Source organism: Arthrobacter sp. TMN-49 (assembly GCF_054511095.1).
In genome coordinates this window covers 38,822-51,497 of sequence record NZ_JBTNDH010000004.1, presented here as the reverse complement: position 1 = coordinate 51,497, position 12,676 = coordinate 38,822, and the positions used below count along the sequence as shown (strand labels likewise).

Sequence of the window (12,676 nt, the reverse complement as noted above, 5' to 3'; positions counted from 1 at the left end):
CTGGAGTGACCGGATGATGCTGCAGGCATCCCGGGGCAGCGCAGCCCGCACGGGCTGCCTCGTGACAGTGAAGACATGAGGAAGTAAGAGTGTCAATGACGAACTCGAAAACGCGCACGAAACGAATGTCGGTGATCGCCGGAATCTCTGTTGTAGTCATGCTCATCTCGGCGTGCAGCATTCAGATACAGAGCGAGCCGGACCCCTCGATCCCCGATGACACCATGCTCATTGCCGCGGACAAGGGTTCGCCCATGTTCGAGAAGATCTTCAACCCGTATCTCTTCAACAAGCGGGTTGCGGCGAGCTACATCTACGAGCCGCTCACAGCAGTCAACGTCCTTGACGGGACGCAAACGCCCTGGCTGGCCGAAAAGGTGACGCTGCCGGATGCGCGCACCATTGACTACACGATTCGCCAAGGCGTCACCTGGTCTGACGGTGCGACGTTCACGCCAAAAGACGTCGTGTTCACCTTCAACCTCATCAAGAAATACCCGACGCTCGACATCAAGGGCGCCTGGCAGCATATCGAGAACATTGAGATCGACGGCGACCACGTCATCGTGCATCTCAAGGACGACGACGCCCCGGCTGCGGACGTCATCTCGCTGACGCTTATTGTGCCGGAGCACATTTGGAAAGACGTGAAGAATCCAGACACCTGGCGCGACGAGGACCCGGTGGGCACGGGGCCGTTCACGCTCGGCAACTTCTCCTCCCAGCAATACACGATGGATAAGAACCAGGACTACTGGCAGGCACGCAAGGTGGAGATTGAGCACCTCGTGCTGCCGGCTGCCACCAGTGAGCTCGACATTGTGACCAAGGGCTTCGATTGGGCGTACTCGTTCATGAGCAACGTCGAGGGAACGTGGGGTGCTGCCAATCCAGACAACAAGAATTGGTTCCCGCCGGGCGGCGTGATCAGCCTGGTGCCCAATCTGGACAAAGCCCCGTGGGACAACGTCGATCTGCGGCGGGGGATCGCCCTGGCTCTCGACCGGGACAAGATCGCCGACGCCGCCACTGAGGAGTACATGAGCAAAGCCGGTCAGACCGGCCTAATGCTGCCCAACCAGGAGTCGGAGCTCAACCCCAACATTCCCAACTACGGCGTCATCGAGCAGGACACCGATGCGGCGCTCGCCTCGCTGGCCAAGGCTGGCTACACCCTGGTCGACGGCACCATGGTCGACGCCAAAGGCACCCCGTTTACTTTTTCGGTGATGACGGCCAATGGATACACCGACTGGCTGCGCGCCATTCAAGAGGTGCGCAAGCAGCTCAGCGCGATCGGCATTGACATGACCATCAAGCAACCCCAGCCGGCTGGCTACCAGCAGTCGATCCAAAACGGCGACTACGAGGTGGCGATGGGAGGCATGGGTGGTGGCGACATCTTCCAGGCCTACAACAGCCTGCTTTCGAGCGAGTTCCATGTTAAGATCGGCGAACTGGCGCCTAGCAACTTCCAGCGCTACAGCGACCCGAAGACCGACGCTCTGCTCGCCCAGTACAAGGAAACCATCGACCCGGCAAAGCAGTTGGAGATCAGCCACCAGCTGCAGCAGATCGTGTACGACCAGCTGCCAGTCATCGGCCTCTACTACGGCGGGCTTTGGGGACTGTACAACACCTCCAAGTTCACTGGCTGGCCCACAGAGGAAGATCCATACGCTCCTCCGCAAACCTATGATTCGAGCCCGCTGCTCATCTTCACCCAGCTCAAGCTCTCCAACAAGGACGGTGAATAGTCCATGGTCTTTGTACTTCGGCGAATTGGCTTCTTCCTGCTCACCCTGTGGGCGGCCATCACCTTGAACTTCCTGCTGCCGCGCATGATGCCGGGCTCACCCACCGATGCGGCGATTGCCAAACTCGCTCAGAACGGGCCGGTCACAGACGCGACCCGGAAAGCCATCGAGGCCCAGCTCGGTGTGCCGGATGGCAACATCTTCGAGCAGTACCTTGGATATTTGCACCAGGTCATCACCCTGGACTTTGGTGTCTCCTACACCTTCTATCCGCAGTCGGTCTCCGAGATGATTTGGCAGGCTTTCCCCTACACGGTCATTCTTGTCGGGCTCGTGACCATCATCGCGTTCGTGCTCGGAACCCTTATGGGTGTTCTGACTGCGTGGAAACGCAACACCTGGCTTGACGCCCTTCCCACACTGACCGGCAGTTTCGCCAGCACGTTTCCGTACTTCTGGACGGCGCTGTTGCTGTTGTTCTTCCTGGGCTATGTCCTGCACCTGTTCCCCACCTCCGGAGCGTTCGGACCGACAGCCACCCCGGCGCTGACGTGGGAATTCTTCATGGACGTGCTGTACCACGCGGCGCTGCCGGCACTCACGATCCTTATTACCTCGCTCGGCGGGTGGATCATCGGAATGCGCAACGCGATGATCAACACGCTTGGCGATGACTACGTGACGTTCGCCGAGGCCAACGGCTTGAAGGGACGCACCGTAGCCATTCGCTATGCGGCCCGCAACGCGATTCTTCCAAACCTCACCGGCTTCGGCTTGGCCCTTGGCGGTGTGGTCGGCGGCTCGGTGCTCGTTGAGCAGGTGTTCGGCTACCCGGGCATCGGCTATCTCCTCTTCAACGCCGTTATCGGCCAGGACTACCCGCTGATGCAGGCACTGTTTCTGATGATCACCGTCAGCGTGCTCATCGCAAACTTCCTCGTCGACATCATGTACGGGGTACTCGACCCAAGGACACGACGATGACAACCACACAGAACGTCACGACAGCCACTGCACAAACGAGGAACGCACCGCGCAAGTTCGCTTTCATCACCCGATCGGCCGCAACCCTGTGGGCCAACTGGAAGTCACGGCTCGGGCTGATCATTCTCGCCTGCTTCATCTTCGTTGCCATCTTCGCGCCTCTTCTGGCCCCCTACGGTGCCGCACAGGATGGTTTCGAACGCAACGCTGACGCCAGCCCGGAGCATTGGTTTGGTACGACGGCGGCGGGCGAGGACGTGCTCAGCCAGCTGATCTTCGGATCGCAGATCAGCGTTTCAGTAGGCTTTATCGCCGGGCTGCTGTCCACGATCGTTGCAATAGTCATCGGGCTGAGCTGGGGATACATTCGCGGATTCGGCGCCGATATCATCAACTTCATCGTCAACTTGTTCCTCGTCATCCCCGGGCTGCCGCTCATGATCGTGATCGCAGCGTACTTGCAAAACGGTGGACTCATCATGATTGTCGCCGTCATCGTCATCACCGGCTGGGCGTGGGGGGCACGAGTGCTGCGCGCCCAAACGCAGACGCTGCGTTCCCGCGACTTCGTCACGGCTGCCCGTTTCTCGGGGGAGCCTGCCGGGCGCATCGTGTTCAAGGAGATCCTGCCCAACATGACCTCGATCATTGCCGGCGGATTCTTCGGTGCGGCAACGAGCGCAATCTTGGCAGAGGCCGGGCTTGAATTTCTTGGCCTGGGCGACTCGAGCATCGTCAGCTGGGGCACCATCCTCTATTGGGCGCAAAACTCCAACGCACTCCTGACCGGGCAATGGATACTGCTGTTTGCTCCAGGTCTTTGCATCGCACTGCTCGCTTTGAGCCTCACGCTCATCAACTTCGGTGTCGACGCGATCAGCAACCCACGCTTACGTGAAGGGAAGTCACGATGAACCCCATTCTTGAGGTCAAGGATCTCTCAGTGGTCTATGAGTCAAGCGGTTTCACCGCCTTGCAGGCCGTCGACCACGTGTCGTTTGCGCTTCAGGCCGGCGAGTTCGTCGGCCTAGTCGGCGAGTCCGGCTCCGGCAAATCAACGCTCGGGCTGGCGATCACCCGGCTGCAAAAGCCACCGGCCCGCACCAACGGCGGACAGATCTTCTTTCGCGGAAAGGACATTCGCGAGCTCGACGCCGAGACGCTGCGTCAACAGCGCCAAGGTGGTTTCGCGATGGTGCTGCAGTCGGGCATGAACGCGCTGAACCCGGTGCGCACCATCCGCAACCATTTCATCGACATCTTCCGAGCCCACGGGCATGTCGAAAAGGCCAGCTGGGACGCCCGCCAGATCGAACTGATCGAGAAGGTCGGACTCGCCAAGGAGACACTTGCACGGTTCCCGGGCGAACTGTCCGGCGGCATGCGCCAGCGTGTGTCCATAGCCCTGGCACTGTCGCTTGAACCGCAACTGATGGTCTTTGACGAGCCGACCACCGCCCTTGATGTGCTGGTGCAACAGGCCATCATGGACACCATCAAGTCGTTGCAGAAGTCGGAGGGATTCACCGCCGTTCTTATCAGCCATGACCTCGGAGTCGTGCTTGAGTCGACGCAGCGGGTGCTTGTCATGCACGAGGGGCGCATCGTTGAAGACGCATCCAGCCGTGACATACTTGCGAACCCGCAAGATGACTACACGCGGATGCTGCTGAGCCACTATGCCGATCCGCGCGCCGAGGTCGTTGAGCTTCCTGGCTTCACGGACCGGGCAAGCCGTACCGCGAACGACGGCGTCAAGGGGGCGGCCGGCGCGCGCGATGGCCGGTCGTCCGACTCGGCGATCGTCGTCGACCATGTCTCAAAGGTGTACCCGCCACCGCGCAGGGGCGAACAACCCGTCACGGCCGTCGACGATGTGTCCTTCACGCTCAAGCCGGGCCAGTCGCTCGCTCTTGTGGGCGCCTCAGGAAGCGGAAAATCAACCATCGCCAAGCTGATCACCGGCGTCGAGAAGCCAACTTCTGGCACCGTGAAGTTTGGCGACCTCGACGTTGCCCAACTCGGCAGACGCCAGATTCGTGAGTTGCACAGAAACGTGCAGATGATCTTTCAGGATCCCTACTCCGCGCTCAATCCGCTGCACACCGTTGAGTACACGCTGACCCGTCCGGTGGTGAACTTTGGCGGGCTTCGCGGCCGGGACGCCAGAAAGCGGGTTTTCGAGTTGCTCGAGACCGTCGGGTTGTCGCCCGTGGAACAGTTTGCCGCGAAGCTGCCACACCAGCTCTCCGGAGGGCAGCGCCAGCGGGTGGTGATTGCCCGTGCACTCGCCAGCAACCCGCAGGTGCTCATCGCCGACGAGCCGGTATCAATGCTTGACGTGTCACTGCGCGCCGGCGTGCTGGCACTGCTGGAGGAGCTTCGCGAACAGTGGGGCGTCAGCATGCTCTACATCACCCACGATCTGCTCAGCGCCCGGCTCGTGACGGACAACATCATGGTGCTCAACGGCGGAAAGGTGGTGGAGCGCGGCAACACCGCCGAGGTGCTGCAGCATCCTGTCGATGAGTACACCATCCGCTTGTTGGACGCCGTACCCAACCCTGCCCGGGCCAGGGACGCTGCCGTATGAGCCTTACGACGATCGATGCCTTCGGGGCAGGCGCCGTACCCGCTGGCGTCTCGGTGATCGGCATCCCGGTCGGCATCGGCCAGCTCACCGCGTACCACGCCGAACCGGTGGGGGAGCCGCGAGGCACCGTTCTCCTGGTTCCCGGCTATACCGGGTCGAAGGAGGACTTCGGCGAGTTCTTGCCGCTGCTGTCCGCACTGGGATGGGACGTGTGGGCGTACAGTCAGCGCGGCCAGGGCGACTCTGTGGGGCCTGACGGAATAGGGAACTATGCTCTCGAGATGTTCGCCTCCGATGTGCTCGAGGTGGCAGCGCTGGTTGGTCACGGCGAACCGGTGCACCTGCTGGGCCACAGCTTCGGCGGCATCGTGGCACCGGAGGCCGCGATCGCCCGCCCGGAGGCATTTCTGAGTCTCACGCTGCTCTGTTCCGGTCCGCACGGTTGGCCCGGGCGGCTCTCCGACGCGAGCGAGACGCTCGCTGAAGGCGGCAGCATCGGGCTCTGGAACCGGGACAACCCGCACACGGTTGGGCTGGCCGACGATCTGTTGACAGCAGAGGAATCATTCTTGCGTCTGCGGGCGGCGCGCACATCAACCGACAATCTGCTGGCGGGGGCCGCGATACTTCGCACCCACGCCGACAGGAGCGCCGCGATTGCAGCGACGGGCCTTCCCGTGCTCATCGCGCACGGTGAGCATGATGACAAGTGGCCCATCGAGTGGCAACAGGCCATGGCACAGCACATCGGAGCGGACTATCAGGTGATCCCTGCCGGGGCGCACTCGCCGCAGCTGGAAGCGCCGGGCGCCACGGCCGCCGTGCTCGAACAATTCTGGGCCCGGCACCAGCCCGCCATGAGCAATTCACCACAACACACCACACAGCAACACAAGGAGTAACGTGCTCACCTTTCCAGATGGTTTTTTGTGGGGTGCCGCAACGGCGGCCCACCAGATCGAAGGCAACAACGTCAACAGCAATTGGTGGATGATGGAGCACGCTGCGGGCTCGAACATTGTGGAGCCAAGCGGCGACGCGATGGACAGCTACCACCGCTACCGGGAAGACATGCGGCTATTAGCCGACGCCGGGCTCAACTCCTACCGATTCAGTATTGAGTGGGCGCGCATCGAACCGGAACGCGGATTTGTGTCGCGTGCGGAGATCGACCATTATCGCCGCATGGTCGACGCCGCCCACGAGTTTGGGCTCGACCCGACAGTGACGCTGATGCACTTCACCGTGCCGCGGTGGATGTACAACGACGGTTTCTGGCGCGCCGACGACGCCGCCGATCTCTTTGCCCGATACACGGAATCTGTGCTTCCCATCGTTTCTGACGGTGTCGACTACGTCTGCACCATCAACGAACCAAATATTGCGGCGATGCTGGCTGGGGGAGAGGATGCGGCAAACCTTGTCGCCTTTGGGTTGCCGAACCCCGACTTGGGTGTCGCGGAGGCACTGCTCGAGTCGCACCAGCGTTCGCGCGAGGTACTGGCGAGCGTTTCGGGCCTCAAAACAGGGTGGACGGTTGCGACCCAGGCATTCCATTCCAATGGCGCGCCGGGAGCGGAGGAGAAGCTGCACGAGTACGGATACCAGCGCGATGACTGGTACCTGGAACAGTCAGCCGGTGACGATTTTGTCGGGGTGCAGGCCTACACACGAACCTTCATCGGCCCGAACGGCCCGCTGCCCGTCGCCGACGACGTCGAAACCACTCTTACCGGTTGGGAGTTCTTTCCGCAGGCGCTGGAGCTCGGCGTGCGCAGCGCGTGGGAACTGAGCGGGGGTGTTCCGGTGATCGTGACGGAGAACGGTATCGCGACAGCCGACGACACTCGGCGCATCGCCTACACGGATGGCGCCCTGCGCGGCCTGCACGCCGCGATGTCCGACGGGGTCCAGGTGTTCGGCTACCAGCACTGGAGCGCACTGGACAACTACGAGTGGGCCAGCGGATTCCGTCCAACCTTCGGGCTCATCGCCGTCGACCGAGAGACCTTCGTGCGCTCACCCAAGCCCAGCCTGGGCTGGTTGGGGGGCGTGGCCAAGGCGAACGGACTGCCGAGCACCTAGCCTGGGTGGAACCCACGGGTGTGGCTAAATGACGCCACTGGCCCCGAGGGCGCTGCCGATTCCATAGGTCGCCGCGAGGGCCAGGGCGCCGCCGATGACCAGGCGTGTTGCCGCGGTGGTTTTGGAGCTGCCACCGATTGCGGCACTCAAGGTACCTGTGAGCGCAAGTGCCAGCAGGACTGCCAGGAACGTCACGGGCACTCGCCACTCGGCGGGCGGCAACAAAATGGCCAACAAGGGAAGGATTGCTCCGACGGCAAACGACGCCGCGGAGGCGTAGGCGGCTTGCCACGGATTGGCTTCCTCGTGCTGGCTAATGTTCAGTTCGGCGGACAGGTGCGCGGACAAGGCATCATGCGCGGTGAGCTCGATGGCCACCTGCTCGGCCGTGGCGGGGGTGAGCCCCTGGGCCCGGTAGAGGCCTGCAAGTTCGGCCAATTCAGCGTCCGGGTCCTCCGCCAGTTCGCGGCGTTCCTTCTCAATGAGCGCCCGTTGGCTGTCGCGTTGGCTGCTCACAGACACGTACTCACCCAACGCCATGGACACGGCGCCGCCAACAACCGCCGCGACCCCTGCCACCAGAATCGGGGTGGGTGAGTTTGTCACACCCGCGACGCCAACCACCGTTGCTGCGACCGAGACGATCCCGTCGTTGGCGCCGAGCACGCCCGCCCGAAGCCAATTCAGGCGCCCGGCGATGTTGGCCGTGTGCGGTTCATTGTCGTGGAATATTGATGGGTTGCTCATGGAACCAAACTAGCAGGGCAGCTGACATGTGCTCACGCTGCCTGGATGGCAAGCAGGTTTAATATCAGCCACCCTGTCGTGATCGCCGGATCGATACCGTCAGGGATCGATCGGAGCTGTACTCCCCACTCTCGCAGCAGGTTCAACGTGTACAAAACATCAACCAAGGATTGGCCCAAGCGATCCACCCGCCAGGCAATCACGGTGTCTCCCGCTTGGGAATATCAAGGTGTTTCTTCATCCCCGGATGCCCGGCCGCGGCCTTGCTCCCGGAGGTGACGTCCGCGAGCACATCACGCTTTTGCACTACCGCGGACAGCTGGGAAATCTAGCTTGCAGCACTCACCGCGGGCACTTGATGCCGCAATTTGCTAAACCGACATTGGGGACCAGCTGTACAGCGGTTGGCGCTAAGCCGGTGGTTGTGATCGGTGCGTGCGGGGGTCCAGGCACAGTTGGGCTTGATATTGCCCGAAGTCCGTATGACCGTGGCTGCTGAGGCGGCGCGTGCATGGAATGAGCGCGAGGCCCAGGCGGAAGCTGTGCCCGATCCTCCTGCCGCCGTGGAGACCCGATTTGTGGCGCTGTGGCGCGAAGCCGTGACTGTTTCTCGTGGCGAGTTCGTGGCGGCCCGGACCGGCTGGCAGGCAAGGCGGAGCAGGCACAGAGCAAACGTGACGCCGCAGTGGAGGATGCAGAGAGGGCTGAATCTGAACGTGACGCCCTGGTTGAACGTGTGGAGGACGCGGAGGGCATGCATGCTAGCGCGTACGATGCCCTCACCGCTGCGCGGGATGAGGCACGGGCGGAGACCACGGCAGCCAGAGAACAGGCAGTAGCCGCCGAGGCGAAGGGGCGGGAAGCGGTCGCCGAGCAGCGTTCACGCGCAGACAAGGCGAAGCCCGTGCCGAGACCATAGCGGGAGAACGTGACCGTGTCCTGGCTGAGCGCGACGAGCTGCGCAAAACGAACCGTCCGTCGAAGGGATGACTGCCTTGGGGAAAAGAAGCAAATCCTCTTTGCAATCTCGTTGAAAATAGCGAAAGCATAGTGAACAGGGAGCCGCCATCGGACGTTCCTGACGGTGCGCCAGGGCCCGGCGAAACCCCTCAAATTTTGGGGTAAAGATTCACCGAAATCCCTGCCCGATTACCGAAAATCCCTAAAACGTTTTCTCTAAAGTTGATAGAATTGAACTAGGTAACACCGTACCGAGAGGCTCCATCATGATGAAGCAAAAACTCACGCCTGCCCAGGTTGTTGAACGACAGTCCGCGTTGGCCGATATTCGCCATTCAACGGAGATGGAAGGCGGACGATCTTCTGATCAGGCCCGCGCGTTACAGGGCCGCTGGGCCCGTGGCGAAATCGACGCTGACGAGATGGTGGAGTTGACGAAAGAAATTCATCAGCTGTGAGTGATTCCCGCCCATGGGAAACGGGTGATGAGCGGGCACGTGGGAGCAGCTTCGGGTCCTTGAAGATGATTTTGTGGAAGCCAGGGCGCACCAACTCCTTGAAAGGCCGATAGAGGGAAGTTACGATCTCGCCCATGTCCAGGCAATTCATCACCAGCTATTCCAGGATGTGTACCCGTGGGCGGGGGAGAACCACACAGTGAATATCGTCAAAGGTCAGCCGTTCGCCCAGCTGGAGAACATCGAACCATTCACCCAACACTTGGCCGCGGAGATAAGCCGCGCCAATCGGCTGCATGGAAACTCCAATGAACAGTTCGCCCACCAGCTCGCGAGCTTCTAAAACCAGCTCAACGACATTAATCCATTCCGGGAAGGAAACGGGCGAACCCAGCGAACCTTCTGGGACCAGTTGGCAGCCGACGTGGGAAAATTCATCAACAGGCGTGAGGTCCACGGCCAAGAAAATGACTTGGCCTCCAAAGAAGGGCGAGCCGGCAACCTGGCACCGCTGCACTCGATGTTTCAAAAGATTGTCACCGACAAGCGGACACCAGAGACCATTGCCGTTCCCAGCCAAGAACCAACAAAACAGTTAACGCTGGAGGAAAGGTTGCGGGCCAAGGGAGTACCAGAAGAGGCAATTAGAGCCAGAATCCAGGCAGAGAGACAGCACGCCTACACCGGCAAACCGTCATTGACGGCACAAACTAAAAGCGCGGATTCAAGGCGACCAGAGATAGGCCAAAACCCCAAACAGGGACGAAGTAGAGGCCTTTAGTATGTGGTTTGCTTTGAGGTATTTTCTGGTGACCCGGGAAAGAGTGGGCCGTTGCTTGTGTTGTTGCAAATGTTGCTTTGCCCCGCGCCCACGGATGCACGGCAAAACACTAATCCTTCGGTGTTTTCCCGCCCACAGGTGGACGCCGGGACCCAGTTGACCGCCTGCACGCATTCACCAGGTCACCGACACAATAAGGCTCACCCCCGGTTACCGGTGAACATGCACAGCCTCGATTGTTGAGGGCCGAGGGATGAAGCGGGGCTAGCTTGCCCGGCCGCCAGTGGCCACACGAATCTTGTTCACTTCCGATTGGGTCATACCGGGATTGCGATGGTGCATGATTGCGGAGCAGCGGGCAAGGATGGCATCGAATTCAGGGCCCCGGCCGAGGGTCATGAGGTCATCAGGTGTCACCCCTAAGTGTCGCAAGGCTTTGCTGGGTAGTGGATAGAGTTTGGCGTCATACATGGGGGCTCCATCGTCCCATGTGACATATCCAAGTGCGGCACCGGTTTGCCTTGTTGATGCATTGATTCCGTCGGTATCGACGGCGACTATCCGGGCCGATCGGCAGCGGAAAGAAACACCGGCAGGGTAGTCCTTGACATTGGACGGTTTCCCTTTTGGGGCCGTAAACAACTCCAAGACACCGCATCTACATTCCCCCCACACGATGCACGGCAGGCCGAACCAAATGGTCGGCCCTACATGTTCGGCAAGCGTGCCGACGCCGGGGCCTCGGAGTGGCTTGCTTCAGCCGGTTGCGTCGCGGTGGAGACGTCAATGTGACCGGACATCTCCGTCATTGCTTCCGCCGCGTGGTTCAGGAACGCGGCAAGCGCGGGCCGTGACGGGGCGTCTTGGTAGGACATTGACAGGGCGACTGCCATGTGGAAGTAGTCGGACACCCATCCCAGTGCGTGGTCTCCTGCTGGGGTGAGGCCCAGGAGTAGGCTGCGTCGGTCCAGGGGGTTAGGTCGGCGGACCATGAACCCGGTCTTCTCCAGCCGGTCGATCATGGATGTGACGGAGCCGGTGGTGATGCCCACTTCGCCGGCCAGCTGTTTGGGGGTCACATCCCCATTGGTGCCAACGTAGGCCATGGCGTTGAGTTCGGGCACGCTAATGCCAAGCTTGGTGGCCAGCCGGGACCTGAGTCGGCCGTTGCTGATGTCTAGCCGGCGCATGGCCTGGTCAAGGTCTTTGACCTCGGCGTACAGGTCCCCTATGTCTCCGGAGGGCAGGGCGCCGGCCATGGATGGGGTATTGGCCCGGCGGTGATTGGCGGATGCTGACTGTTCCACGAGGGTGGCTCCTTCGGTGGATGACATGGCTAGCAAGTAATCATAGTATCCGAATCAACTCCTGTCACCGCTGGCTTCTAGCGGAATAATCCAGTACGGGACGGAGAAGCGCGGATTGTTCGCTCGATCACAATGTAGCTTGATGGGCAAGCTATATGTGATATCGTTCTGGTTGGACGGATTGTTCCCTCCAGCGGTACTTTGTCGGTCTGGGTTCGTCAGGGTTTCGGTGCTTTTGTTTGTTTGTTTGTTCTGTTGCTGTCGCCTGGATCATCCTGGCTGCTGCGCCGTCCTTGGAAAGGTCTCACCATGTCTGACAATGCTGCCCGCCCGCGCCTCCGGCGTCGCCGCTTCACCCCGATCGCCCTGATCGCCGGGCTCGCTGGTACGGTGCTGCTCTCGCTGTCGCTGACCGGAACCCTGTCGGGTTTCGCCGCCAGCATCACCAACAACACCAACACGGCCGGCTCCGGTGCCCTGGTAATGCAGGAACAAAGCACGGGCGGCCCCGTAGTGACCTGTTTGAGCACCGACGGTGGAACCGTCTCCACGAACTCCGCCTCCTGTTCCACGATCAACAAGTTCGGCGGCAGCATGACCATGGTCCCCGGCGGCCCGGCCGTGAACACCGCGATCACGATCAAGAACATCGGATCTCTGGCCGCGAAAACTTTCACCCTGACCCCGGGGGCCACTTGCACCCAGTCCCTGAACGGCGCGCAGAACGGTACAGCCACAGACCTGTGCGCCAAGCTGAACATCGTGATCACCTCCGGCGCCACTACCGTCTTTTCCGGTACGGCCGCCTCGTTGGCGGGAGCCCTGCCAGCCGCATTTACCATGCCTGCGGCCCCGGCTGCTGGTGTCAGCATCCCGTTCAACTTCGCCGTCACCCTTGATGCCTCCGCGGGTAACACCTACCAGGGACTGGCAGCCTCGCTGCCGCTGACCTGGGCCTTCGCAAGCTAAACCGGTCTCCCGGTGGTAGCGGAGACAGATCCGCC

At 61.2% G+C, this 12,676-nt stretch carries 14 protein-coding genes; 9 read left to right on the top strand and 5 right to left on the bottom strand.

Translation table 11 applies throughout. The features are described from left to right. The first annotated feature begins 95 nt into the window (after positions 1-95). Genes ACX80E_RS03175 through ACX80E_RS03150 form a run of 6 tightly spaced genes read left to right on the top strand, consistent with a single transcriptional unit; the run spans position 96 to position 7,419 of the window. The gene (locus ACX80E_RS03175; protein ID WP_459300458.1) at positions 96-1,757 is read left to right on the top strand and encodes an ABC transporter substrate-binding protein; all 1,662 of its coding nucleotides are present in this window, start codon (positions 96-98) and stop codon (positions 1,755-1,757) included. Positions 1,758-1,760: 3 nt separating this feature from the next. Beyond that, entirely contained in the window at positions 1,761-2,741 is a 981-nt protein-coding gene (locus ACX80E_RS03170; RefSeq protein ID WP_459300457.1) for an ABC transporter permease, read from the top strand. Continuing rightward, on the top strand, positions 2,738-3,655 hold the full coding sequence (locus ACX80E_RS03165) for an ABC transporter permease (protein WP_459300456.1): 918 nt from the start codon (positions 2,738-2,740) through the stop codon (positions 3,653-3,655). Before ACX80E_RS03170 ends, ACX80E_RS03165 begins: the two co-directional genes overlap by 4 nt. Continuing rightward, on the top strand, positions 3,652-5,334 hold the full coding sequence (locus ACX80E_RS03160) for an ABC transporter ATP-binding protein (protein WP_459300455.1): 1,683 nt from the start codon (positions 3,652-3,654) through the stop codon (positions 5,332-5,334). Before ACX80E_RS03165 ends, ACX80E_RS03160 begins: the two co-directional genes overlap by 4 nt. After that, a complete protein-coding gene (locus tag ACX80E_RS03155; RefSeq protein ID WP_459300454.1) occupies positions 5,331-6,236 on the top strand; it encodes an alpha/beta fold hydrolase in 906 nt (301 codons plus the stop codon). Before ACX80E_RS03160 ends, ACX80E_RS03155 begins: the two co-directional genes overlap by 4 nt. Before the next feature lies 1 nt (position 6,237). Next, the gene (locus ACX80E_RS03150; protein WP_459300453.1) at positions 6,238-7,419 is read left to right on the top strand and encodes a glycoside hydrolase family 1 protein; all 1,182 of its coding nucleotides are present in this window, start codon (positions 6,238-6,240) and stop codon (positions 7,417-7,419) included. Between the two features lie 24 nt (positions 7,420-7,443). Here ACX80E_RS03150 and ACX80E_RS03145 read toward each other — a convergent pair whose 3' ends face one another. After that, the gene (locus ACX80E_RS03145; protein ID WP_459300452.1) at positions 7,444-8,166 is read right to left on the bottom strand and encodes a VIT1/CCC1 transporter family protein; all 723 of its coding nucleotides are present in this window, start codon (positions 8,164-8,166) and stop codon (positions 7,444-7,446) included. Positions 8,167-8,198: 32 nt separating this feature from the next. Beyond that, entirely contained in the window at positions 8,199-8,354 is a 156-nt protein-coding gene (locus tag ACX80E_RS03140) for a recombinase family protein (protein WP_459300520.1), read from the bottom strand. Between the two features lie 398 nt (positions 8,355-8,752). Between ACX80E_RS03140 and ACX80E_RS03135 the strand changes: the two genes are divergently transcribed. Continuing rightward, positions 8,753-9,085, top strand: a complete 333-nt coding sequence (locus ACX80E_RS03135; protein ID WP_459300451.1) for a hypothetical protein — start codon at positions 8,753-8,755, stop codon at positions 9,083-9,085. Between the two features lie 307 nt (positions 9,086-9,392). Continuing rightward, on the top strand, positions 9,393-9,584 hold the full coding sequence (locus ACX80E_RS03130) for an antitoxin VbhA family protein (protein WP_459300450.1): 192 nt from the start codon (positions 9,393-9,395) through the stop codon (positions 9,582-9,584). A 157-nt stretch (positions 9,585-9,741) separates the two neighbouring features. Here ACX80E_RS03130 and ACX80E_RS03125 read toward each other — a convergent pair whose 3' ends face one another. The 3 genes from ACX80E_RS03125 to ACX80E_RS03115 form a co-directional block, all read right to left on the bottom strand. Continuing rightward, entirely contained in the window at positions 9,742-10,164 is a 423-nt protein-coding gene (locus tag ACX80E_RS03125) for a hypothetical protein (protein WP_459300449.1), read from the bottom strand. Between the two features lie 465 nt (positions 10,165-10,629). Then, complete coding sequence (locus ACX80E_RS03120) at positions 10,630-10,836, bottom strand: hypothetical protein (RefSeq protein WP_459300448.1); 207 nt, start codon at positions 10,834-10,836, stop codon at positions 10,630-10,632. Between the two features lie 236 nt (positions 10,837-11,072). After that, the gene (locus ACX80E_RS03115) at positions 11,073-11,699 is read right to left on the bottom strand and encodes a MarR family winged helix-turn-helix transcriptional regulator (protein WP_459300447.1); all 627 of its coding nucleotides are present in this window, start codon (positions 11,697-11,699) and stop codon (positions 11,073-11,075) included. Positions 11,700-11,981: 282 nt separating this feature from the next. On the opposite strand from ACX80E_RS03115, the gene ACX80E_RS03110 reads away from it, so the two are divergent. Continuing rightward, positions 11,982-12,641 carry a hypothetical protein gene (locus ACX80E_RS03110; RefSeq protein WP_459300446.1) on the top strand — a complete coding sequence of 220 codons (660 nt, stop codon included), beginning with the start codon at positions 11,982-11,984 and terminating at the stop codon, positions 12,639-12,641. The last annotated feature ends 35 nt before the right edge of the window (positions 12,642-12,676 follow it).

Bases quoted from the DNA above. Each gene is read 5' to 3' on its own strand.
- ACX80E_RS03130 (WP_459300450.1), top strand. From the start codon at position 9,393: ATGATGAAGCAAAAACTCACGCCTGCCCAGGTTGTTGAACGACAGTCC.
- ACX80E_RS03175 (WP_459300458.1), top strand. From the start codon at position 96: ATGACGAACTCGAAAACGCGCACGAAACGAATGTCGGTGATCGCCGGA.
- ACX80E_RS03165 (WP_459300456.1), top strand. From the start codon at position 2,738: ATGACAACCACACAGAACGTCACGACAGCCACTGCACAAACGAGGAAC.
- ACX80E_RS03155 (WP_459300454.1), top strand. From the start codon at position 5,331: ATGAGCCTTACGACGATCGATGCCTTCGGGGCAGGCGCCGTACCCGCT.
- ACX80E_RS03160 (WP_459300455.1), top strand. From the start codon at position 3,652: ATGAACCCCATTCTTGAGGTCAAGGATCTCTCAGTGGTCTATGAGTCA.
- ACX80E_RS03110 (WP_459300446.1), top strand. From the start codon at position 11,982: ATGTCTGACAATGCTGCCCGCCCGCGCCTCCGGCGTCGCCGCTTCACC.
- ACX80E_RS03115 (WP_459300447.1), bottom strand. From the start codon at position 11,699: ATGTCATCCACCGAAGGAGCCACCCTCGTGGAACAGTCAGCATCCGCC.
- ACX80E_RS03170 (WP_459300457.1), top strand. From the start codon at position 1,761: ATGGTCTTTGTACTTCGGCGAATTGGCTTCTTCCTGCTCACCCTGTGG.
- ACX80E_RS03145 (WP_459300452.1), bottom strand. From the start codon at position 8,166: ATGAGCAACCCATCAATATTCCACGACAATGAACCGCACACGGCCAAC.
- ACX80E_RS03120 (WP_459300448.1), bottom strand. From the start codon at position 10,836: ATGTATGACGCCAAACTCTATCCACTACCCAGCAAAGCCTTGCGACAC.